This window comes from Steroidobacter sp., from assembly GCF_036402275.1.
GTDB lineage: Bacteria > Pseudomonadota > Gammaproteobacteria > Steroidobacterales > Steroidobacteraceae > Steroidobacter.
Window position 1 is genome coordinate 1 of sequence record NZ_DASWTF010000006.1, and the last position, 21,387, is coordinate 21,387.

The 21,387-nt window shown below is 63.1% G+C and carries 21 protein-coding genes; 13 read left to right on the top strand and 8 right to left on the bottom strand.

What is annotated here, in order from left to right; all coding sequences use genetic code 11:
• The 5 genes from VGD45_RS02280 to VGD45_RS02300 all read right to left on the bottom strand — a co-directional run.
• Window positions 1-405, bottom strand: a 405-nt coding sequence (locus VGD45_RS02280) for a biopolymer transporter ExbD (RefSeq protein ID WP_331153646.1), incomplete at its 3' end; no start/stop codon positions are given.
• A gap of 31 nt (window positions 406-436) precedes the next feature.
• Window positions 437-880, bottom strand: coding sequence for a biopolymer transporter ExbD (locus VGD45_RS02285; protein WP_331153647.1), 444 nt, complete (start codon window positions 878-880; stop codon window positions 437-439).
• Between the two features lie 71 nt (window positions 881-951).
• Window positions 952-1,719 carry a MotA/TolQ/ExbB proton channel family protein gene (locus VGD45_RS02290; RefSeq protein WP_331153648.1) on the bottom strand — a complete coding sequence of 256 codons (768 nt, stop codon included), beginning with the start codon at window positions 1,717-1,719 and terminating at the stop codon, window positions 952-954.
• Window positions 1,720-1,828: 109 nt separating this feature from the next.
• Window positions 1,829-2,386, bottom strand: coding sequence for an energy transducer TonB (locus tag VGD45_RS02295; RefSeq protein WP_331153649.1), 558 nt, complete (start codon window positions 2,384-2,386; stop codon window positions 1,829-1,831).
• A 615-nt stretch (window positions 2,387-3,001) separates the two neighbouring features.
• Window positions 3,002-3,622 carry a TonB family protein gene (locus tag VGD45_RS02300; protein WP_331153650.1) on the bottom strand — a complete coding sequence of 207 codons (621 nt, stop codon included), beginning with the start codon at window positions 3,620-3,622 and terminating at the stop codon, window positions 3,002-3,004.
• A gap of 215 nt (window positions 3,623-3,837) precedes the next feature.
• On the opposite strand from VGD45_RS02300, the gene VGD45_RS02305 reads away from it, so the two are divergent.
• The gene (locus VGD45_RS02305) at window positions 3,838-6,138 is read left to right on the top strand and encodes a catecholate siderophore receptor Fiu (protein WP_331153651.1); all 2,301 of its coding nucleotides are present in this window, start codon (window positions 3,838-3,840) and stop codon (window positions 6,136-6,138) included.
• A gap of 23 nt (window positions 6,139-6,161) precedes the next feature.
• Window positions 6,162-6,842 (top strand): Fe2+-dependent dioxygenase, encoded by a 681-nt coding sequence (locus VGD45_RS02310; protein ID WP_331153652.1) that lies wholly within the window; start codon window positions 6,162-6,164, stop codon window positions 6,840-6,842.
• Here the strand turns inward: VGD45_RS02310 and murU are convergent.
• Together murU and VGD45_RS02320 are read right to left on the bottom strand one after the other, a co-directional pair.
• The gene (gene murU, locus VGD45_RS02315) at window positions 6,839-7,507 is read right to left on the bottom strand and encodes an N-acetylmuramate alpha-1-phosphate uridylyltransferase MurU (RefSeq protein WP_331153653.1); all 669 of its coding nucleotides are present in this window, start codon (window positions 7,505-7,507) and stop codon (window positions 6,839-6,841) included. The genes VGD45_RS02310 and murU overlap by 4 nt on opposite strands.
• A gap of 10 nt (window positions 7,508-7,517) precedes the next feature.
• Window positions 7,518-8,555 (bottom strand): aminoglycoside phosphotransferase family protein, encoded by a 1,038-nt coding sequence (locus tag VGD45_RS02320; RefSeq protein WP_331153654.1) that lies wholly within the window; start codon window positions 8,553-8,555, stop codon window positions 7,518-7,520.
• A 337-nt stretch (window positions 8,556-8,892) separates the two neighbouring features.
• Here VGD45_RS02320 and VGD45_RS02325 point away from each other — a divergent pair, with 337 nt between their 5' ends.
• The 7 genes from VGD45_RS02325 (at window position 8,893) to VGD45_RS02355 (ending at window position 16,187) form a co-directional block, all read left to right on the top strand.
• Window positions 8,893-11,064 (top strand): LPS-assembly protein LptD, encoded by a 2,172-nt coding sequence (locus tag VGD45_RS02325; RefSeq protein ID WP_331153655.1) that lies wholly within the window; start codon window positions 8,893-8,895, stop codon window positions 11,062-11,064.
• Between the two features lie 60 nt (window positions 11,065-11,124).
• Window positions 11,125-12,456 (top strand): peptidylprolyl isomerase, encoded by a 1,332-nt coding sequence (locus VGD45_RS02330; protein ID WP_331153656.1) that lies wholly within the window; start codon window positions 11,125-11,127, stop codon window positions 12,454-12,456.
• Complete coding sequence (gene pdxA, locus VGD45_RS02335; RefSeq protein WP_331153657.1) at window positions 12,457-13,473, top strand: 4-hydroxythreonine-4-phosphate dehydrogenase PdxA; 1,017 nt, start codon at window positions 12,457-12,459, stop codon at window positions 13,471-13,473.
• Window positions 13,430-14,257, top strand: a complete 828-nt coding sequence (gene rsmA, locus VGD45_RS02340; RefSeq protein WP_331153658.1) for a 16S rRNA (adenine(1518)-N(6)/adenine(1519)-N(6))-dimethyltransferase RsmA — start codon at window positions 13,430-13,432, stop codon at window positions 14,255-14,257. Before pdxA ends, rsmA begins: the two co-directional genes overlap by 44 nt.
• Window positions 14,258-14,309: 52 nt before the next feature.
• Window positions 14,310-14,741 carry a universal stress protein gene (locus VGD45_RS02345; RefSeq protein WP_331153659.1) on the top strand — a complete coding sequence of 144 codons (432 nt, stop codon included), beginning with the start codon at window positions 14,310-14,312 and terminating at the stop codon, window positions 14,739-14,741.
• Between the two features lie 133 nt (window positions 14,742-14,874).
• Window positions 14,875-15,324, top strand: a complete 450-nt coding sequence (apaG, locus tag VGD45_RS02350) for a Co2+/Mg2+ efflux protein ApaG (protein ID WP_331153660.1) — start codon at window positions 14,875-14,877, stop codon at window positions 15,322-15,324.
• Between the two features lie 20 nt (window positions 15,325-15,344).
• Window positions 15,345-16,187 carry a symmetrical bis(5'-nucleosyl)-tetraphosphatase gene (locus tag VGD45_RS02355; protein ID WP_331153661.1) on the top strand — a complete coding sequence of 281 codons (843 nt, stop codon included), beginning with the start codon at window positions 15,345-15,347 and terminating at the stop codon, window positions 16,185-16,187.
• A gap of 15 nt (window positions 16,188-16,202) precedes the next feature.
• On the opposite strand, the gene VGD45_RS02360 is transcribed toward VGD45_RS02355, so the two are convergent.
• The gene (locus tag VGD45_RS02360) at window positions 16,203-16,865 is read right to left on the bottom strand and encodes a hypothetical protein (protein WP_331153662.1); all 663 of its coding nucleotides are present in this window, start codon (window positions 16,863-16,865) and stop codon (window positions 16,203-16,205) included.
• A 120-nt stretch (window positions 16,866-16,985) separates the two neighbouring features.
• Here VGD45_RS02360 and VGD45_RS02365 point away from each other — a divergent pair, with 120 nt between their 5' ends.
• The 4 genes from VGD45_RS02365 to VGD45_RS02380 are packed head-to-tail and all read left to right on the top strand — an operon-like array spanning window position 16,986 to window position 20,992.
• Complete coding sequence (locus VGD45_RS02365) at window positions 16,986-17,498, top strand: 3-hydroxyanthranilate 3,4-dioxygenase (RefSeq protein ID WP_331153663.1); 513 nt, start codon at window positions 16,986-16,988, stop codon at window positions 17,496-17,498.
• Between the two features lie 13 nt (window positions 17,499-17,511).
• Window positions 17,512-18,333 (top strand): cyclase family protein, encoded by an 822-nt coding sequence (locus VGD45_RS02370; protein WP_331153664.1) that lies wholly within the window; start codon window positions 17,512-17,514, stop codon window positions 18,331-18,333.
• The gene (kynU, locus tag VGD45_RS02375) at window positions 18,330-19,604 is read left to right on the top strand and encodes a kynureninase (protein ID WP_331153665.1); all 1,275 of its coding nucleotides are present in this window, start codon (window positions 18,330-18,332) and stop codon (window positions 19,602-19,604) included. Before VGD45_RS02370 ends, kynU begins: the two co-directional genes overlap by 4 nt.
• Window positions 19,601-20,992: an NAD(P)/FAD-dependent oxidoreductase gene (locus VGD45_RS02380; protein WP_331153666.1), complete on the top strand. Its 1,392-nt coding sequence runs from the start codon at window positions 19,601-19,603 to the stop codon at window positions 20,990-20,992. The genes kynU and VGD45_RS02380 overlap by 4 nt, the downstream gene beginning before the upstream one ends.
• Window positions 20,993-21,387: the final 395 nt, after the last annotated feature.

Below are 21,387 nucleotides of genomic sequence, written 5' to 3' on the forward strand. Positions count from 1 at the left end.
GTTGCCGACGAAGCCGATGCGTTGCATGCCGTTGCGCTGAGCCAGCGCCAGCACCTTCGCGACGGTGTCGTAGTTCGCGCGGCGATTCGGGCGCACGTGCACTTCGGGCTGGGGATTCTTGGCCGCCTCGACGCGGAAGTAGCCTTCCAGCGCCGCCAGCTGCACCGGTGTGCCGTTCCAGATCACGGTGCCGTCCCAATCGACCTCGAGCTGGATCGGCTCGACCACCACTGGCGGCGGATTGCTGTTGCGGGTCTGCGGCATGTCCAGCTTCACCGCATGCGTCGTGACCGGCAGCGTGATGATGAACATGATCAGGAGCACCAACATGACGTCGATCAACGGCGTCGTGTTGATATCCATCATGGGTTCGTCTGCACCGCCGCCGCCAACACTCATTGCCATGGCAAATACCTCTTAGTCTGTAGCGCGGGCGTTAGCGCGACTGCGCGCCAGGTTCGGTGATGAACCCGACCTTCTGAATACCGGCGCGTTGCGCGGTGAGAATCACCCGGCCGACGTACTCATAACGAGTGGCCTGGTCGGCGCGTACGTGCACTTCGGGTTGCGGCTTGATCACAGCAGCGCCCTTCAGACGCTCCAGCAGGGCCGCCGTATCCGGCACCAGGGACTGGTTCCAGTAGATCTGGCCATCCTTGTTGACGGAGATGTTGATGTTTTCCGGCGCGGTCTTGGTGGCCTCGTTACGGACCTTGGGCAACTCGACCGGGACGGTATGGGTGATCACTGGGATGGTGATCATGAACACGATCAGCAGCACCAACATGACGTCCACCAGCGGCGTCGTGTTGATCTCGGACATGGCCTTGTCGTCGCCTTCGGACGCAGGCGGAGCAAACATGCCTTCAAATGAACTCATAACAACGTGCTCCGATAAAGAAAGGCCCCGGCCCGGATTGTTTATCAATCAGGGGACCGGGGCCGTTCAAATTACTTGCGGGTCACCGCAGCGGCGGGGGCGGCGGCGGCCGGAGCACGGCCGGCAGCGGCCGGAAGCGGGCCACTCTCGACGCGGGCGCCGCTCACCAGGTAGGCGTGCAGGTCCGAGGCGAAGTAACGCAGCTTCTCGATGATGTCCTTGTTACGACCCAGCAGCCAGTTGTAACCCCACACGGCCGGCACGGCGACGAACAGACCGATGGCGGTCATGATCAACGCTTCACCGATCGGGCCGGCGGTCTTGTCGAGCGAGGCCTGGCCGGCGAGGGAGATCTGGATCAGCGCGTTGTAGATGCCCCACACCGTGCCGAACAGACCGACGAACGGAGCGGTCGAGCCGGTGGTGGCGAGCACCGACAGGCCGGTGTTCAGACGCTTGGTGATGGAGTCGACCGTACGGAACAGCGACGCGGTGATCCACTCGTGCAGCGGGATCTGGTCAGTCAGGCGGCCTTCGTGATGCTGGGCGGCGCGCAGGCCGTCTTCCACCATCATGCGGAACGCGTTGTCCTTGCCGGTGAGCTTGGCGGCGCCGTCACGGATGTTGCCGGCGGTCCAGAAGCCCTTCTCGACTTCCTTGTACTGCTTGAACAGGCGGCGCTGATCCCAGGCCTTGGTCAGGATGATGTACCAGGACGCGAGCGACAGGATCACCATGATGATCAGTGTGCCGTGCGCGACGACGCCACCCTGCTCCCACAGTGCTTGTAGGCCGAAGGGGTTTTCGACGTTTTCGGTGCTTGGAGCTGGAGCTGCCATGGAACGATGTCCTCTACGAGTAAAACTATGACCTTAGGTCAGTGGGTGGAGTTCTAATCTGCCGTCACGGGCCCGCCTATCGGGCCCGTTGTCACGCGATACGCGCGCCTCAGTCCGTGAGTTTGAATGTGACGGCGAACTGCCCCCACATCGGAACCGGTTTGCCGTTCTCGGTGCCTGGGACCAGACGCCAGGAACGCTTCACTTCGCGCACTGCCGCCTCGTCCAGGCGGGGGAAGCCGCTCGACTGCTTCACCTTGGCTTCGCCGACGCGGCCGTTCTCGAGCACATAGACCTCGAGGATGACCGTGCCTGCTTCGCCAGCACGGCGCGATGAAGGCGGGTATTCAGGCTGCGTCAACGGGCGACGCGAGTCTGACTTCGGCGCCGTGCGCGACGTCGGAGCCGGCGGAGCGGCGACCGGCGGCGGCGTCGTCGGACGCACCGTAGTAGTCGTTTGAATGGCCGTGGTGGCGGGCGCTTCGGCCGGCAGCTCGATGGCGATTTCCGGCGGCGGCACGAACGGCGGAGGAGTTTCGATCTTGGGCGGCGGCGGCGGCGGCGGCTCTTCCTGCTTCGGCGCCTCTTCGATCATGCGGGTTTCGATGGGGCCGAGTACGACGTCGATGATCTGATGGGACAGGCCGGAGTTCAGTAGCCAGAACATCCCAACATGCAATCCAATAATGATCGCGAGGACGAGACCGCGGCGGGTGAAAAACGAACTGTCCGTGGCTGGTGCGTAGGGCATGCTTTGCAGCTCAACAAAAAGTAAGACACGGGACCTTTGTCAGCCCCGCATAGTTAGTGCGCAACCGTTAGTGGTCGTTCGATGCGTATGCTCGTCGGCACACGAACCCCCGTTTCTCCCGGCCTTCACGCGCGCGCCCTTCTCCATAAGAGCCCGAAATAAGTCCGTAAATTCCGTATTGACGCGCTGTCCTACAGACCGCAGAAACGCCGCGCAAGGTATAAAGTTTCTGCGAGGAAGGCAAGCACTCCGAAACAGAATCTACCTACCTGTAAAGTAACTTTGCTGATAAGAAACGCGCTTCGAATCCCCTGCGCACCATCGATGTGCCCGCTAGCGCTGGCGTTGCAGCACTATCGTGCACGCAGCGTCTGCTCACCCTGCTCTCAGCTCCGGGCTCTCATAGAGTCCCATCGATACTCAATGGGCAACGATTACCGTAGTCGATTGTTCCACTCGATGATGAACGAGGGGTCACTGTCACAATCGTGTGACAGGCCATCAGCAACAGACAGCGCCCGCGACGAATAGTTACGCAGACCCGCGATTTAATGCGAATTCGATGGGGATCAGCACCAGCGCGCGACGGGGCTCGCCGTCTTCTACATAGGGCCGGAAGGCTGCGCGCAGGACCGCGTCGCGCGCGGCGTCGTCCAGTCGCGCATGACCGCTGGACGTTTCTATTTCTATGCTGCTCGCCGCGCCCCGTTCATCGATGATGACTCGCAGGACCACCACCCCCTGCTCTCGCAGCCGCCGTGACTGTGGCGGATAACGTGGCGATGGCTCGCGGACATATTCGACGGTCGACACCACCTTCGGTGTACTTCTGTCTTCCGCCTGCGCAGCCGGCGGCGGCGCGGTTTGTACCGGCACGGTGATGGCCCGCGCGGACGGAGCGTCATTGGGAATATCGATCAGCGGCAGGTCTGGCATCTGCACCAGGGGTTGCGGCGTTACCACGGCGACCTGGGGCAGTGGCCGCTCGGGCGCGGGTTCATGCTGAGTTACAAATGTCACCGTCAGAGGCACTTGCGCAACAGCCTGCTGAAGCCGTGGCGCGAACCCGAACGCCGCATACACCCCGACCACGTGCACGGCGGCGATGGCGGCAGCGACACACACTCGTCGCGAATGATCTTCGGCGAACACGGCAATCCTTCTCTCACGCGCGCTGGGCGCGCGGCACTTCGAAGACGGGTCTGGAACGAGATGATGCCCTGGGACATGTCCGGTTGCAAATGAGAAGCCTTCTCACCTAAAGTGAGTTAAACAAAACACACCGACCCGCCAGCCAGCACGACCTCACGCAGGCCGTGCCCGCCAGCCAGACAGTCAACACCCATCTCTCAGGGAGACTTCTGACTATGCGTGACTCGACACTCGGGCGGCCCACGCTCGCGGCAACGATATTCACTTTGTTACAGGCGACGGCGCCTCAGCTGCAGGCCGCGGAGGACAAGCCGCAGCAGCTGCCGAAGATTTCCGTGGAGGGCGCCGAGGAGACGCCCAAGGTCGATACGGTGAGCTCGCCCAAGTTCACTCAGCCCCTGCTCGATACTCCACAAACGATCGCTGTCATAAGCAGCAAAGTGCTTCAACAGCAGCAGGTCCCCACGCTCAGCGAAGCGCTGCGGAACACCCCGGGGGTGACTTTCCTGTTGGGCGAGAACGGCAACACCGCGACCGGCGATTCGATTTTCATGCGCGGCTTCGACACCCAGGGCAGCATCTTCGTCGACGGCATCCGCGACCTCGGCACGATCTCGCGCGACATCTTCAATACAGAGCAGGTGGAAGTCGCCAAGGGTCCCTCGGGTCCGGATAACGGTCGCGGCGCCGCCTCCGGCTACATCAACATGGCCACGAAGGTGCCGCAGGCCGACAACTTCTCTCGCAGCACGATCAGCTATGGGACAGCCGAGAACAGCCGCGTCACCGGCGATATGAATTATTTTTTCGAGGACGCCAGCACGGCGCTCCGGCTGAACGCGCTGGTCCAGGATGGCGGCGTCGATGGCCGCGACCACGTGGAAAGAAACAGCTGGGCGGTGGCGCCCTCGCTCGCGCTCGGCCTGAACCGCGACACACGCGCTTATTTCTATCTGCTGCACACGAAACAAGACAATCGTCCCGACGGCGGCGTGCCCACCATCGGGCTGGACGGCTTCTTCAACACAGCCTTCGCGCCGGGCGGCGCCAACGCAGGTCTGCGGCCCGCGAGAGTCGATCGCGACAACTACTATGGCGCGCTCAGCGACTTCAACGACGTGGAAGGAACCATGTTCACCGCGCGCATCGAGCACGACTTCAGCGACAGCCTGCGCCTGCGCAATACCTCTCGTTATGGCAAGTCCGAGCAGTTCTATCTGCTCACCGGCGTGAACACGATCACCGCCACGAGTCCGAATCCCGATGAATGGACCGTGTCGCGCTCGCGCCAGTCGAAGTTTCAGGAAAACACGGTGCTGACCAACCAGACCAATCTGACGGCGGCGTTCACGACGGGCGCATTCGAGCACGCGCTCACCGGCGGCCTGGAGTTCATCTACGAGAAACAATACAACCCGACGTATGTGGGTCAGGGGACGATGGCTCCGGCCGGATCCGCGGCAGGCGCGAATCTCGCGAATCTCTACAACCCCAATCCGCGCGATCCCATCACCGGCCTGAGCCTGGCGCGTAACGGCGCGTTCACGAAAGGCGACACGACGACGTTCGGCGCTTATCTGTTCGATACCGTTTCGTTCGCGGAGCGCTGGGAGGTCACCGGCGGCGTCCGCCTCGACGATTACACCACGCAATTCGACAGCGCCACATTGTCCACCGCGACCAGCCATCCCACGCTGCCGGTGGGTACGCTGGTGCCCACGGATCTCGAGTCGTCCGATACGTTGTTCGCTTATAAGGTGGGCGTGCTGTTCAAGCCGTTGCCCAACGGCAGCGTGTATCTGTCATACGCAACCTCTCAGCAGCCGCCGGGCGGCGCCAATTTCACATTGAGCACGGCGACCACAGGTAACAACGCGCTGAACAATCCCAACGTCGATCCGCAGAAGTCGAACAATCTCGAGCTCGGCACGAAATGGGATCTCAACGACGGCGGCCTGGCATTGACGGCCGCCGTGTTCCGCAGCGAAAACGAAAACGACCTCGTCCAGAACGATCCGACCGATCCGTCCGCGATTCAGCAACTCGGCAAGAAGCGCGTGGAAGGCATCGAGCTCGGCGTGGTGGGCCAGGTCACCGACGCGTGGCAGCTCAGCGCCGGTCTCGCCAAGCTGGATACCGAAGTCATCGAAGGCACGGCGACGCAAACCGGCGCGCAGATCAACTGGTCGCCCGAGCTCACGTTCACCAGCTGGAGCACCTATCAGCTGCCGTTCGGCCTGACGCTCGGCGCCGGCGTGCGATACGTGGACACGGTATTCCGGCAGATCAATAACAACAGCGCTCCAGGCGCAACGCCGCCCAATACGCCGCAGGCGCCTGATTATTGGGTGGTCGATGCGATGCTGGCCTACGCCATCGGCACGCACCTCACTGTGCAGCTCAATGGCTACAACCTGGCCGACGAGTTGTATGTGGCGAGCCTCAACAACGGCGGATCCCGTTATGCGCCGGGAGCGCCCCGCTCGGCTTTGTTGAGCTTCCACCTCTATTTCTAGGCCGCGACCCGAGTGCACGCCGCATGATCGTTCACATCCCCAAGCTGCTCAGCTCCGAGCAGGTCAACGAATGTCGGCGTGCCCTCGACGAAGCGGAATGGATCGACGGCAAGGCAACCGTCGGCGAACAAGGCGCGCTGGTGAAACATAATCGCCAGCTCGCCGAGAGCTCGCCAGTGGCGCGCCGTCTGGGAGAAATGATCCTGACGGCGCTGTCGCGCAACTCGCTGTTCCTTTCAGCGGCGCTGCCGCTGCGCACGGTGCCGCCGCTGTTCAATCGTTACGAAGGCGGTGAGCACTACGGCGTGCATATCGACGGCGCGGTGCGCGCCGTGCCGGGCACGTCGTACTTCCTGCGCACCGATCTGTCTTCCACCTTGTTTCTGAGCGACCCCGAGGAGTACGAAGGCGGTGAGCTGGTGATCCTGGGCACCCATGGGCGTCAGGAAATCAAATTGCCGGCGGGCGATCTGATTTTATATCGCTCCGGCAGCCTGCATCGGGTCAACGCCGTGACTCGAGGACGACGCACCTGTTCGTTCTTCTGGACGCAGAGCATGGTGCCCGACGACCGTCACCGCGAGTTGCTGTTCCAACTCGACAGCACCATTCAAGACGTACGACGCCGCTTCGGCGAATCGGAGCAGACCGTGGCGCTCGCCGGGCATTATCACAATCTGCTGCGGATGTGGACGCAGCTCTAGCGTCGCCCAAGCTGCTCCAGCTGTTTGGGCGTGCCGACGTTGTGCCACACACCGTGGTACAGCTCGCCACTGACCCGGCCCTTGCGGATCCAGTCGAACATCAACGGCGCGATCGGAAAGCGGCCAGGTTTGCAGCCGACGAAGAACTCCGGCCGGAACACACCGATGTTTGCATAGGTGTAACGCTCGCCGCTGTCGAGCAGACGACCGTCGGCTAAACCGAAGTCGCCGCGCGTATGAAAGTCCGGATTGGGCACGACCACCAGGTGCGCCACGTCGTCGTCCGCTAAATTTTTCATGGCGTCGGCGAATGGATACTCGGTCCATATATCGCCGCTGACGACGATGAAGGGTTCAGTACCCGAAGCGCCCGCGAGCACAGGCAATGCCTGGAACACGCCACCGCCCGTCTCCAGCGCCGAGTCGCCTTCGTCGCTGTAATGAATGCGCACGCCCAACTGCGAGCCATTGCCTAATGCCGCGCGAATCTGCTGTCCGAGCCAAGCGAGATTGATGACGATCTCGCGGACACCGGCGGCCGCGAGCGTCTCGATGTGATACTGGATCATCGGCTTGCCCGCCACGGGGAGCAGCGGCTTGGGCGTGTGGTCCGTCAGCGGACGCATACGTTCGCCCCGCCCCGCCGCCAGAATCATCGCGCGCATCTGGTGAGTCCTACGCCTTCGCCATCGCCGGGACGATGCGCTGTTCGATGAAGGACGTGAGGAAGTCCAGGTCGCGATAGTTTTTGATCACCTGGCGAACGTAGCTCAGCGTCCGCGGCAGATCTTTCAAGTAGCCGGACTTGCCGTCGCGATGATACAGGCGCGCGAAAATGCCAAGCACCTTCAGCTGCCGCTGCACGCCCATCAGATCGAACCAGCGTTGGAACTGCGCGGGATTGGCGCCCACGTCGACGCCGCTGCGCTGGGCGCTGTCGCGAAAATGTTTGATCCAGGAGTGCACCCGCTCCAGGGGCCACTCCACATACGAGTCGCGCAACAGGGACACGAGGTCGTAGGTCACCGGCCCGAGCACTGCGTCCTGGAAATCCAGAATGCCGGGATTCGCGCCATGCCCGCCCCGATCGTGACTCACGCCGTCGGTGACCATGAGGTTGCGTGAGTGATAGTCGCGATGAACGAACACTCGCGGCTGCGACAGGGCTTCGGCGACCAGCGTGTCGAAAGTCTTCGTCAGCCCCGCCACTTCGGCCTCGCTCAACTGCAAGCCGAGATGCTTGTGACAGAACCACTCGGGAAACAGCCCCATCTCACGACGCAGGAGCGCGTCGTCATACGGAGGCAACGTGCTGGCGTGCGCGCCGGCACGAGCCTGAATAGCGACCAATGCTTCGATCGCGTCCCGATACAGGCGCTCGGCGTCGCCGCCCGCGTCCAGATCCGCGAGATAAGTGCGCGATCCCAGATCCGTGTTCAGCAAAAAGCCCTGCGCCTCGTCCCGCTGCAGGACCTTGGGCGCGTTGACCCCCACGTCCACGAGCATGCCCGAGACGCGAATGTAAGGTCCCATGTCTTCCTTGGCCGGCGGCGCGTCCATCGCAATCCAGGTGTGCCCCTGGCGCGAAACACGGAAGTAACGACGGAAACTGGCGTCGGCGGAGGCCGGGGTGACAGCGAAGTCGCGTGCTCCGAACAGACCGGCGAGCCATTGCTCGAGTTGCTCGAGCCGCGGATCGTGTGGCGCGCTCACAGATGAACTGCGAGATGAATGACCATCGTGTGAAAGTGAGGACACGCGGAACGCTGCTCCAGAAATCAGAACTGCCAGAATTCGAGCTGGTAGAGGTAAATAGACGGCCAGGGTGGAACGACGCTCATTATAATCGCCCCCGATGCACCGAACTGCGACACCACTAACAACCCTTCGAATTACCATTGCCGCACTACTGGCCGCGGTATCGGTCTCGACCTACGCGGCCGACCCTGCAAATGCTTCAGAGGCGGCCGAGACGGCGGCACCCAAATGCCCCGCGCCCAACAGCATTGCCACGGCCGGCGCCCGGCGCGAGCCCCGACCTCTCGAGGAATTGCCCGAGGAAGTCGAGTTCGAAGCCGACGGCGTCGAAGGCACGCGCGAAGGCGAGTTGAAGCTCACCGGCGAAGTGGAGATCCGTCAGGGCGAGCGTCGCATCCAGACCCGCGACGCCACCTACAATCCGCAGGACGAGAGCTTCAAGGTCGACCAGGGCGTCCAATACACCGATGGCACCGTGACCGTACGAGGCTCGGGCGCGCACATCGATCGCGCAGGCGGCGCGGTTTTCGAAGGCGCCGAATTCGAACTGGCGGATGTTAATGGGCGCGGCTCGGCCGATCGTATCCGGGCGACTACCGAGGGCTCGCTGTCGCTCGACCGAGTGCGCTTCACGACCTGTCCGCTCGGCAACGAAGACTGGATGCTCACCGCCTCGGACATCGACATCAATCAGCGCGCCGGCATCGGCGTCGGCCGCGGCACGCGGCTCGACTTCAAGGGCGTGCCGCTGCTGTACATGCCGATCTTTTCCTTTCCGGTCGGCGACGAGCGCAAGTCGGGCTTTTTGATTCCGACCCCGGGCACGTCCTCGCGCAGCGGTTATTCGCTGACGGTGCCCTGGTACTGGAACATCGCGCCCAATTACGACGCGACCTTCACACCGACTTATTTCAGCAAGCGCGGCACCAAGCTGGACACGCAGTTTCGCTATCTGAATCCGGTCGGCGAAGGCCAGGTGGACGTGGAGTACCTGCCCGACGATCGCGAGTTCGGCGACGAGCGCAGCCTGGTGCACTTCGTCGATCAATCGGATCTCACCCGGCGGCTGCGCCTCAACATCGATGCGTCCAACGCCAGCGACGACGAATGGTTCGAAGACTTCGGCCTGGGCCCCGAGGGCACGTCGGTCACATATCTGAACCGCTCCGCGAGCCTCACTTATCTCGACGACCGCTGGCTGGCCATCCTGCACGCGCAGAACTTCCAGACCATCGACTTCGCCACCGAGAACCGGATGCCCATCGCGCCGGCCAATCGGCCGTACACCATGCTGCCGCAGATGGCGGTGCGCGCGAATTTTCCGGATCAGCCGTTCGGCCTCACGTATGGCATGGACATGGAGCTCGCCAATTTCGATCACAATGTCGACGGCCTGAACACCGGCTGGCGCAGCGACTTCGCGCCCGAGATCCGCATGCCCCTGCGCGGCGCCGGCGTTTACATCGAGCCGTCCGCGAGCTGGCGCTACACGCGTTACAAGCTGAACGAAGACGGCCTGGATGGCGACACCGACGACGATACGATCACGCGCTCCGCGCCCATTCTGAGCGTCGATGGCGGCATGGTGTTCGAACGTCTGTTCGGCTCGCGGCAGCAGCGCGTGAGCACCATCGAGCCGCGCTTCATGTATTTGTATGTTCCCTATCGCAACCAGGACGACCTGCCGGTGTTCGACACCGAGCTGCCCGATCTGAACCTGGTGCAACTGTTCCGCACCAATCGTTATGTCGGCGCGGATCGATTGGGCGACGCCAATCAGCTCGCCATCGGCTTCACCTCGCGCTGGCTGGACGCGGACACCGGCGAGCAATACATCGCCGCGACCGTCGGCCAGGCTTATTACTTCGATCGGCCGCGAGTGACCCTGCCTGGCGAGACGATCGACGATCCGGAGACGTCCGACATCATCGCCGAGCTCGATCTGCGCGCCTACGGCGATTGGAATATTCGCGGCGGCATCCAATGGGATCCCGCCGAAACCCAGTCCGAACGTGGCCAGCTGACTTTGCAATACCGACCCGACTACGACCGCGTCATGAACCTGGGGTATCGCTTCCGGCGCGACCGCCTCGAACAGGTGGACGGCTCGGTGGCCTGGCCCATCAGTCAGCGCTGGAGCGTGTACGGCCGCATGGTGTATTCGCTCGAAGACAACGCCATCGACGACACGGCCCCCATCGATCCTTCGCTACCGGCCGACACGCTGCCGCGCCGGGACGAGTCGGGCGTGATCGACCAGTTCGCCGGCCTGGAATACCGCTCCTGTTGCTGGCGGTTCCGCGTGGTCGCCCGCCGCTACGTGAGCGACCGTACCGGCGACCTGGACACCAGCGTGCTGCTGCAGCTTGAACTTAACGGCCTGTCCAGTGTCGGAACTGGCTCGAATACTTTTCTGGAACGGTCGATTCGGGGATACTCGCTCGATCCTTCCAAGGATGAATGACGCCCCACCCGCCGTGGCGGCCCCGGGCGCCTCGACCCGGCATAACACTTCTGGTTACGCATGAAACTGCTCCGCCCTACTCTTAAAGCTATCCGTGGCAGCCTGGTCGCTCTGAGTCTGCTGGCCGTGGCCAGCGGCGCCCTCGCCCAGACCCGCGAGCTGTCCGGCAGCGGCACGCTGCTCGATCGCATTGCCGCCGTGGTCAACGACGGCGTGGTGCTGAACTCGCAGCTGGAGGAGCAGACCGAAGAAATCACGCAGCGCCTGCGTCAGCAAAACACCGAGCTGCCGCCGCGCAACGTGCTCCGCCAGCAGATTCTGGAGCGCCTGGTGGTCGAGGAAATCCAGATCCAGCGGGCCGACAAGCTGGGCATTCAGGTTTCCGACGAAATGCTCAACGGCGCCCTCAGCGACGTGGCCGATCGCAACAAGATCGGCTTCGCCGACCTGCCGCAGGCGCTCGCCCAACAAGGCATCGACTACCGCACCTTCCGCGACGAGATCCGTCGGCAGATGACTCTGCAGTTGCTCCGTCAGCGCGACGTGATCGCCCGCATCAACGTGTCGCCGCGCGAGCTGGAGCAGTTCATGGCCCGGCAGGCCAACGCGCCGGACCGGAACGCCGAATATAACGTGTCGCACATCCTGGTCTCGGTGCCGGTCAGCGCATCGCCGGAGCAGATCGAGGCGCGCGAGAAGCGCGCCCGGGAAGTCTACGAGAAGGCGACTTCCGGTGAAGACTTTGCGCAGCTCGCGGTGGCCTATTCGGACAGCAGCACCAACATCGAAGGCGGCTCGCTCGGCTGGCGTCGCGGCTCGCAGCTGCCGTCCATCCTGGCCGACAACATTCCCAAGATGAAGCCGGGCCAGACCTCCGAGCCGATCCGCACTCCCAGCGGCTTCCACCTGTTCCGGCTGAACGAAGTCCGCGGCGGCGTGCAGCAGTCGGTGGTCGCGCAGGTTCATGCACGTCACATTCTGCTCAAGACCAACGAGCTGGAAGACGACCAGACCGTGGAGCAAAAGCTGAACGACATTCGCAAGCGCGTGCTCGAAGGTGGTGAGGACTTCGCCGCGATTGCCGCGGTGACCTCACAGGATCCGGGCTCGGCCGCCGACGGCGGCGATCTGGGCTGGGCGGGTCCCGGCAGCTTCGTGCCCGAGTTCGAGAAACAACTCGATGCGTTGAAAGAAAACGAGATCTCCCAGCCGTTCAAGTCTCAGTACGGCTGGCACATCGTGCAGGTGCTGGGTCGTCGTCAACACGACTCGACGGAAGACCTGCGCCGCCAGCGCGCCTTCGCCGAATTGCGCGAAGCCAAGGCGGAAGAAGAAACCGAACTGTGGCTGCGTCGCCTGCGCGACGAAGCGTTCGTGGAATACAGGATGTGAATGAGAATCCCGCGGCTCATCGTCACTTCGGGTGAACCTGCGGGCATCGGGCCGGATCTGTGTCTCGCCATCGCGGCGCGCGACTGGCCCTGTGATGTCGTGGTCGCCGGCGACATCGACCTGCTGCATCAACGCGCGCAGCAGCTGCGACTGAATATCCGACTGCTACCGTACGTCAGCAGCACCCTCTGCCCGGCTCATCAACCCGGCACGCTGCGCGTATTGCACGTCCCGACGGCCGTGCCCGTTCACCCGGGAACACTCGACGTAGCGAACGCACGTTACGTGCTGAACCTGCTCGACGCCGCCGCGCAGGGCTGTCTCACCGGTGAGTTCGATGCGATGGTCACGGCGCCCGTCCAAAAAAGCGTCATCAACGACGCGGGCGTGCCGTTCTCCGGCCACACCGAGTATCTGGCGGAACACACCGGCGGTTCCTATCCAGTGATGATGCTGGCGACCGAGACACTGCGCGTCGCATTGGCCACCACCCATCTGCCGCTGCAGGAAGTGAGCGCGGCGATCACCGACGAGCTGCTGACTCGCGTCATCCGCATCGTCGATCACGATCTGCGCACTCGCTTCGACATCGCTGCGCCACGCATCGTGGTGTGCGGATTGAATCCTCACGCCGGCGAGTCGGGCCATCTCGGCCGCGAAGAGATCGAAACGATCGCGCCGACGCTGCAGCGTTTGCGTGAACAAGGGCTCCACCTCGTCGGCCCGGCGCCGGCGGACACCGCTTTCACTCCCCACATGCTCCAGCAGGCCGACGCCGTGCTCGCGATGTTTCATGACCAGGGATTGCCGGTCATCAAATTCGCCGGCTTCGGCGATTGCGTGAACATCACGCTCGGCCTGCCCATCGTGCGCACTTCCGTCGACCATGGCACCGCCCTGTCGCTCGCCGGCACCGGCCAGGCCGATCCCGGCAGTCTGGTCAGCGCGATGCAAGTGGCGTTACGAATGACCCATGCACCAACCTCGCAAGCGATTCGGCCAGCACTTCCTGCATGACCCCGGCGTGATCGGGCGGATCGTCGCCGCCATCGCGCCACAACCGCAGGATCGCATGGTCGAGATCGGACCAGGCCTGGGCGCGCTCACCCTGCCCCTGCTGGCCCGCCTCAATGAATTGCACGCGGTCGAAATCGACCGGGATGCGATCCGGCACCTCCGCGAAATCACGCGCGACGACCCTCGCCTGCACATCCATTCGGCGGACGTGCTGGAGTTCTCGTTCGCTCATATATATGAAGCTCGCCCCCCGTCTGAACAACCTGGGGCCGGCAAGCTCCGGCTGGTCGGCAATCTGCCCTATAACATTTCCACGCCGCTGCTGTTTCATCTGATCGAACAGCGCCAGCACATTCTCGACATGCACTTCATGCTGCAAAAAGAGGTGGTGGACCGCATGGCCGCGGCGCCCGGCTCGGAGCATTACGGCCGGCTGACGGTGATGCTGGCGCCCTGGGTGCGAGTGGAACCGTTGTTCGACATCGGTCCGGGCGCGTTCCGGCCGCCGCCCAAAGTCGTTTCCACTGTGTTCAGACTGACGCCCCACGAAACCCCGCTGGACGTCGGCGAGCCGCGGCAGTTCGCGACGGTCGTGGCGGCCGCTTTCTCGCAGCGGCGCAAAACACTGCGCAATGCGCTGAAACCCTTGCTGGACGCCGACGACATCGTCGCTGCAGGCATCGATCCCGGCCTGCGCGCCGAGGTCCTGTCGCCAGCTGAATTCGTCTCGCTGGGCCGACGGCTCGCGGCCAAACCGACGCCGGAGGCTGGCCCGGCGGAGTGATCTGGTGCGAGAATGATTCCGCATCCTTTGGTGCGGATCAGAGGGCACGGCAATGCGCGACTACAAGAACATTCTGCTGGTGGTCGATCTGTCCGAGGACAGCCAGATCATCGGCGAGCGAGCCAAGGCCATCGCGGCCTGTTATCAATCCCAGATCACGCTGCTGCACGTCGTGGAATACGTTCCCGTCGAGCCCATGGGCGAGGCGCTGCTGCCCACCGTGCAAATCGAAGGCGAGCTGGTGGAACGGGCCAAGGTGCGGCTGGCCGAGCTGGCGCAGCGACTGTCACTGTCGAATAGCCGACAGCTGGTCGAGACCGGCGGCATCAAGACCGAAATCATCCGCACCGCTCAGCGCCTGAACATCGATCTGATCGTGCTCGGCAGCCGCGAACGACATGGCCTCGCCATCCTGCTCAACTTCACCGAAGACACGATCCTGCACGCGGCGCCTTGCGATGTGCTCGCGGTGCGTCTGCATTAGAACAAATGGCGGCGCGCGGCGTTCGACATAACAGCCGGAGAACCCCCGGCATGAGATCCACGGTGCGATTTTTCCGGCAAGAACCCGCCAGGACACTGCTAGAATTGTGCCGGCATCAGCCAGTCATTCGGATATGACAGACACCACGCCCCCCAAAGCTCGCGCCTCCTCCAGCCATCCGATTCGCGAGGCCGAGCCGACGTCGTCCGATCCCGTTCACAAGATCCGCGTCGACGTGAGCGCAAATTACGTCGGCGAGCAGTCGAAGCCGGACGAAGGGCACTATGCCTTTTCCTACACCATCACCATCCGTAACGAAGGCCAGGTGCCGGCGCGCCTGCTGACGCGTCACTGGGTGATCACCGACGCGAACGGCAAGGTGAAAGAAGTTCGTGGCGAAGGCGTGGTGGGCGAGCAGCCCTACCTGCTGCCCGGCCAGGGCTTCCGCTACTCCAGCGGCGCAGTTTTGGAAACACCGGTGGGCGCCATGCAGGGTAGCTATCAGATGCTGGCGGACGACGGCGCGCACTTCGATGCGCCGATCGCGCCGTTCACCTTGGCCATGCCAGGGCTGCTGCACTAACCCGATCGCGGCCGTCAGCAATGGCCGTCTACGCAATCGGTGACGTTCAGGGCTGTGACGAAGAATTCGGACAGCTGCTGACTCGACTCAACTTCTCTGTCGCGCGCGACAAGCTCTGGCTGGTGGGCGATCTGGTCAATCGCGGCCCCCGCTCGTTGGAAGTCGTGCGGCGGGTAAAGGCGATGGGCGACGCCGCCGTTTGCGTGCTCGGCAATCACGACCTGCATCTGCTCGCGCTGGCGCTGTCGCCAGGCGAGCCCGTCAAATCCAAAGACACGCTGCAGGAATTCTTCGCCGCCCCGGATCGGGACGAGCTGATTCATTGGCTGCGACATCGGCCGATGCTTCATCACGACGCCACGCTCGGCTACACCATGATTCACGCCGGGCTGCCGCCGCAGTGGGATCTGACGATGGCGCAAGCGTGTGCGCGCGAGCTCGAAGAAACATTGCGTGACGATCGAGGCTGTCGCGATTTGTTTGCGCACATGTATGGCGACAAGCCGGATCGCTGGTCGGACGACTTGCGTGGCACTGACCGCTTACGCTTCATCACCAACTGTCTCACGCGGCTGCGCTACTGCCGCGCCGACGGCAAGCTCGATTTGAAATTCAAAGGCGACATCCAGAACGCGCCCAAGGGTCTGCTGCCCTGGTTTCGAGTGCCCGAGCGCCGTTCGCGCGATGCTCGCATCGTGTGCGGCCACTGGTCGGCGCTGGGTTATTACGATGGCGACGGCGTGCTCGCCATCGACACGGGCTGCGTCTGGGGCGAGAAACTTTGCGCCGTGCGGCTCGATCAACCCGCCGAGCCGGTGTTCGTGCCCTGCTCTTCGTCGGGACTCAGCGTCGGCAGCGAATAGTCGCGCCCGAATCGACTACGTGCCTTGCTTGTCGTCAGGCTTGGGCATCTCCATCAACGCCTCGACGTCGAGCCGCGGTTGGCCCATCGTCGCCTGATGAGGCATGCATAGCACTTCGTCCTTCACGACTCGCACCGCGAGCTTGGGCAGCACTTTTTTCTGAATCTGCTCGACCAGCTCGCAGTCGCCCTCTTGCAGATACAACCGGCCGCGCGACAGCGATACCGGACGCCATTCCGCCGGAAATTGCTCCAGGCTGTCGAGCGGATGATTGCTTTTGCCTCGGACGCGCTCGACCAGCTCGCGAACGCTCTTGTTCTTGTCGCGCTCGGCGAGCGCTTCGGGCGTGGCTTCTACGGGCGAGACCACTCGCATGACGACGCGAGGCATGCGCGCCACCGAAGCCGGACAGTCTGCCGAGCGCACCACCACCTGCGCGTGGACACCCAGCGCGCGCATTATGTTCTCGACTTTGCCTTCCAGCCCCGTGCAGGAATAGAAGGTGGTGAAGCTTTGGAAATGAAAGGAAATTTCCTGATGCTTCCAGATCGCCTGCACCGGCTCGGCCGTCCCAGCCTCCGGCTGGGGCGCGCCGGACTCGGCCACTCCGGCCGCGGGCACGCTGAATAGCAGCGTCAGCCACAATAGCGACGCTGAACCTACGCATTGACGCGTCATGAGCGGTGTCCTCCGCAAGTGCTCGTAGGATGGTCCGGAGCGGCCACGGACGCAAGCGAGGGCCATGCGCCTGTGCGGCCCGGCGTCTGCAGGTATACTGTCGGCCCGCGGAGAACCTGCATGAGCCCGCTCAAAGCCTTCAATTTTCGCGACTGGATCGACAAGAATCGCGAATACCTCAAACCGCCGGTGAACAATCGGCTGGTGTTCCGCGAGTCCGAATTCATCATCATGGTGGTCGGCGGCCCGAATTCGCGCACCGACTATCACGAGGATCCGGGCGAAGAATTCTTCTATCAGCTGGAAGGCGACATGACCCTGCGCACCATGCAGGACGGCGCCCGCGTCGATATTCCGATCCGGGAAGGCGAAATCCTGCTGCTGCCGCCACGCGTGCCGCACTCACCGCAGCGTTTCGCCAACACCGTCGGCCTGGTGATCGAGCGCAAGCGGCGACCGGAAGAGCAGGACGGCTTTCTCTGGTTCTGCGAACACTGCTCTTATCCGCTGCATGCCGAATATTTGCATGTCAGCGACATCGAGACGCAGCTGCCGCCCGTGTTCGAGCGCTTTTACGGCTCGCTGGAAATGCGCACCTGCCAAGCCTGCGGAGCCGTCGCGCACAAGCGCTGACCCGCGTCGTTCGATGCGCGACTCACTTCCCGCCACCGCCGCCAGTGCGCTCGCCGTCGAAATCGCCGGTCGACGCTGGCACGTCGCGGCTCAAGGCCACGATATCTCCATTCCATTGCGCTTCAATGAAGCGCAACCGACTTTCTTCGGCGCGCCGCCGGCTACCGCCACGGTCATCACTGCCGGCTCGTTCGTGGGCGACGTTCGTCACGGCGGCAGCTGCAACTGTTCGGTCCACACGCTCGCGCCTCATTGCAATGGCACTCACACCGAATGCGTGGGCCACATCACTCAGGAAAGGTTGAGTGTGCGCGATCTCGCCTTGTGGCATCTGAGCGGCGCCTTGCTGATTTCTGTCGCGCCTGAGCCCTCGGGAGAGATCGCGGGCGATCAGGTCGTCTCACTGGCGGCCCTGCGAGAAGCGATTGGCAGCGCCACGCTCAGCGAGTATCAGGCGCTGGTCGTCAGGACTTTGCCGAACGATTCGTCCAAGCTCACTCGTAACTACGATGAGGGCTCGCCGCCGCCCTACTTCAGCGCCGAGGCGATGCGTTACGTCGTGGAGCAAGGCATCGACACATTGGTCGTGGACCTGCCCTCCATCGACCGCGCGCAGGACGGAGGCAAACTCGCCGCGCACCGAATCTTCTGGGGCATGCCACCTGGCAGCACCTCAGCGGCGACAGTCACCCGCAAGCACGCGACCGTTACTGAGATGGCCTTCATCGACAACTCTGTTCCGGACGGCGTGTATCTGCTCAACTTGCAGGTTGCGCCCTTCATGATCGACGCCGCGCCCAGCCGACCTATCCTGTTACCCTTGTCACCCGCATGAACGTTTCCGTCGAGCGCTCCTTCGCGGTAGCGCAGGATGCCGCCGATCAACTTGCTCCGCTGCGAGCCGAGTTTTTCATTCCGCAACGAGCAGGCGGCGGCGACAGTATCTATCTGTGCGGCCACTCGCTTGGATTACAGCCGCGCGGCGTCGCCCGCGTGCTGAACGAGGAACTACAGCACTGGGCGGAGTTGGCGGTCGAAGGTCACTTCGCATCGTCGCGTCCCTGGCTGCCCTATCACGAACAGCTGACCAGCTCGCTCGCGAAGCTCGCAGGCGCGCAGCCGATGGAAGTGGTCGCGATGAATTCGCTGACCGTGAACCTGCATCTCATGTTCGCAAGCTTCTATCGGCCGCGTCCCGGAAGAGACGCCATCCTGATCGAGCAGCGCGCGTTCTCGTCGGATCAGTACGCGGTGGCTTCACAGATCCTGCATCACGGCTTCGATCCGAGGACTGCGCTGATCGAGATCGGGCCCCGCCCGGGTGAGGACATCCTCCGGACCGAAGATATTTGCTCGCTCATCGAACGTGAAGGCCAGCGCATCGCGACGGTGATGCTGCCGGGCGTGCAGTACCTCACGGGTCAGCGCTTCGACATCGAAGCAATCACACGCTGCGCACGCCGGCAGGGATGCGCTGTCGGTTTCGATCTGGCGCATGCCATGGGCAACGTGCCACTGCGACTGCACGACTGGGACGTCGATTTCGCCGTCTGGTGCAGTTACAAATATCTGAACGCCGGACCGGGCGCGATCGGCGGATGTTTCGTGCACGAGCGCCATGCGCGCTCGCTGGATCTACCCCGGCTTGCTGGCTGGTGGGGCCACGACAAAGGCAGCCGGTTTCAGATGCCGGCGACGTTCCAGCCGATCCCTGGCGCGGAGGGCTGGCAGCTGTCGAATCCGCCGATTCTGGCGGCCGCGCCCTTGCTGGCCTCGCTGCCGCTGTTCGATGCGGCCGGGATGGATGGGTTGAGAGCGAAGTCGCTGCGACTCACCGACTATCTACAAGCATTGCTGCGGGCTCGGCTCTCTCATGCGCTGAATATCATTACGCCTTCGGATCCCGAGGCGCGCGGCTGCCAGCTTTCCATTCGCCTGCATCGCTCTGCCACCGAGGCGCGTGCTGTGTTCGATTCCCTTGCCGCGGCCGGCGTATTCTGCGACTGGCGCGAGCCGGACATCATTCGGGTCGCGCCCGTGCCGCTCTACAATTCGTTCGTCGACGTTTGGGAATTTGTCGCCGCGCTGGAGCAGTCGCTGCAATGAGCGATGGCACACGCAATGAGCCGATCACCGTAGTCGGCGCAGGACTGGCGGGCACGCTGCTCGCCATTCTCCTGGCCCGGCGTGGTCATCGCGTACGCTTGTATGAGCGACAAGAGGACATGCGACGCGTGCAGATCGACGCGGGCCGCTCCATCAATCTTGCGCTCGCCGCGCGCGGCATCCGTGCGCTGGAATTGGCTGGTGTGATGGAGCGGGTGCATACAGAACTCGTGCCCCTGCCCGGCCGGATGCTGCACGACCTGAATGGCGCGCTGACGTTTGTTCCCTATGGGCAGCGTCCCGACGAAGTCATTTATTCCGTGTCGCGGCCCGGCTTGAATTGCATTCTGCTCGATGCGGCCGAGGAGGCGGGCGTCGAGTTGGTGTTCCGTCATCCTGCCGTTGGTGCGGACTTCAAGCGTCAGCGGGTGCTATTCAAGAATGAGTCCGGTCAGACGCACGAAGTCGGCATGCACCGCGTGTTCGCGACGGACGGCGCAGGCTCGGTGTTGCGGCGGGCTATGGTGGAGCAACTGGGCATTGCCTGCACTGAGGACCTGCTCAAACACGGCTACAAAGAGCTGACATTGCCGCCCTATCCCGACGGCCGCCCACGCATCGACAAGCACGCCTTGCACATCTGGCCGCGCGGCGGCTTCATGCTCATCGCGTTACCCAACATCGACGGCAGCTTCACGGTGACGTTGTTTCTGTCGCTCAACGGCCCGGAAAGCTTCGAGACGCTCACCACTCCAGCCAGCATCGAAACCTTCTTCGCCAAGCACTTTCCGGATGTGCGCGAACTGATGCCGGAGCTGGCTTCCGAGTTCCTTTCTCACCCCACGGGCATCATGGGAACCGTGCGCTCGGAGCAATGGTCCTTGGACGACAAGCTATTGTTGGTAGGCGATGCAGCCCATGCGATCACTCCCTTCCACGGCCAGGGCATGAACTGCTGCTTCGAAGATTGCCGCGAGCTCGACACGCTGCTGGCGAACAGCTCGGATTGGGCCGCCAGCTTCCGACAGTTCGAAACTTCGCGGCGCCCGAATACGAACGCGATCGCCGACATGGCCATCGAGAATTATCTGGAAATGCGCGACACGGTGCGCGATCCCAAGTTCCACCTGCACAAGGCGCTATCCCTCGAACTGGAGCGCCGCCATCCGCAACGTTTCGTGCCCCGCTACTCGATGGTCATGTTCCGGGACGATATTCCTTACACCGTGGCTTTCGAACGCGGCCGCATCCAGCACGAAATTTTAGTCTCGCTGACGGAGCGAGCTGAGACGCTGGATGCTGTCGATTACGAGCTCGCGAAGCGCTTAATAGAAAACAGATTGGCGCCTCTGCCAGCCGGAAGACCCACCCCTAACCCCCTCCCGTGAACGGGAGGGGGAATCAGATTTTTGATATTTGTGCTCGCCTGCGGCGAGCACTACGCCAGTCCGGAAGCCCGCTGCGGCGAGCTGGCCGGAAATATGCCACGCACGTTGAAGGCGCCGTTCGAGGTGACCTCCCTTCTTCCGGCATTGTCGAGAAAGAGGGACCTTTTCGACAAAGTGCGCCCAGGGACGGGACCCGACGACGCCGCGCGATAGCGCGGCTGAGGGGGAGCACGGTGCCGGAAGGAGGGAGGTCACGGTATGGTCCAGGTTCATCCTTTACACATCAGTCCAGGTTCATCGTTTACACCGGTGTAGTTCACGCTTGGCGAACCGAGGAGGTTTTGCCATGGCCTGGAACGAGACCGATGCGATGGATCAACGATGCAAGTTCGTGC

What these genes read in the sequence shown, in the direction of transcription:
- VGD45_RS02285 (WP_331153647.1), bottom strand. Translation starts at nt 880, where the DNA reads ATGAGTTCATTTGAAGGCATGTTTGCTCCGCCTGCGTCCGAAGGCGAC.
- VGD45_RS02290 (WP_331153648.1), bottom strand. Translation starts at nt 1,719, where the DNA reads ATGGCAGCTCCAGCTCCAAGCACCGAAAACGTCGAAAACCCCTTCGGC.
- VGD45_RS02295 (WP_331153649.1), bottom strand. Translation starts at nt 2,386, where the DNA reads ATGTTCTGGCTACTGAACTCCGGCCTGTCCCATCAGATCATCGACGTC.
- VGD45_RS02305 (WP_331153651.1), top strand. Translation starts at nt 3,838, where the DNA reads ATGCGTGACTCGACACTCGGGCGGCCCACGCTCGCGGCAACGATATTC.
- VGD45_RS02310 (WP_331153652.1), top strand. Translation starts at nt 6,162, where the DNA reads ATGATCGTTCACATCCCCAAGCTGCTCAGCTCCGAGCAGGTCAACGAA.
- murU (WP_331153653.1), bottom strand. Translation starts at nt 7,507, where the DNA reads ATGCGCGCGATGATTCTGGCGGCGGGGCGGGGCGAACGTATGCGTCCG.
- VGD45_RS02330 (WP_331153656.1), top strand. Translation starts at nt 11,125, where the DNA reads ATGAAACTGCTCCGCCCTACTCTTAAAGCTATCCGTGGCAGCCTGGTC.
- pdxA (WP_331153657.1), top strand. Translation starts at nt 12,457, where the DNA reads ATGAGAATCCCGCGGCTCATCGTCACTTCGGGTGAACCTGCGGGCATC.
- rsmA (WP_331153658.1), top strand. Translation starts at nt 13,430, where the DNA reads ATGCACCAACCTCGCAAGCGATTCGGCCAGCACTTCCTGCATGACCCC.
- VGD45_RS02345 (WP_331153659.1), top strand. Translation starts at nt 14,310, where the DNA reads ATGCGCGACTACAAGAACATTCTGCTGGTGGTCGATCTGTCCGAGGAC.
- apaG (WP_331153660.1), top strand. Translation starts at nt 14,875, where the DNA reads ATGACAGACACCACGCCCCCCAAAGCTCGCGCCTCCTCCAGCCATCCG.
- VGD45_RS02355 (WP_331153661.1), top strand. Translation starts at nt 15,345, where the DNA reads ATGGCCGTCTACGCAATCGGTGACGTTCAGGGCTGTGACGAAGAATTC.
- VGD45_RS02360 (WP_331153662.1), bottom strand. Translation starts at nt 16,865, where the DNA reads ATGACGCGTCAATGCGTAGGTTCAGCGTCGCTATTGTGGCTGACGCTG.
- VGD45_RS02365 (WP_331153663.1), top strand. Translation starts at nt 16,986, where the DNA reads ATGAGCCCGCTCAAAGCCTTCAATTTTCGCGACTGGATCGACAAGAAT.
- VGD45_RS02370 (WP_331153664.1), top strand. Translation starts at nt 17,512, where the DNA reads ATGCGCGACTCACTTCCCGCCACCGCCGCCAGTGCGCTCGCCGTCGAA.
- kynU (WP_331153665.1), top strand. Translation starts at nt 18,330, where the DNA reads ATGAACGTTTCCGTCGAGCGCTCCTTCGCGGTAGCGCAGGATGCCGCC.
- VGD45_RS02380 (WP_331153666.1), top strand. Translation starts at nt 19,601, where the DNA reads ATGAGCGATGGCACACGCAATGAGCCGATCACCGTAGTCGGCGCAGGA.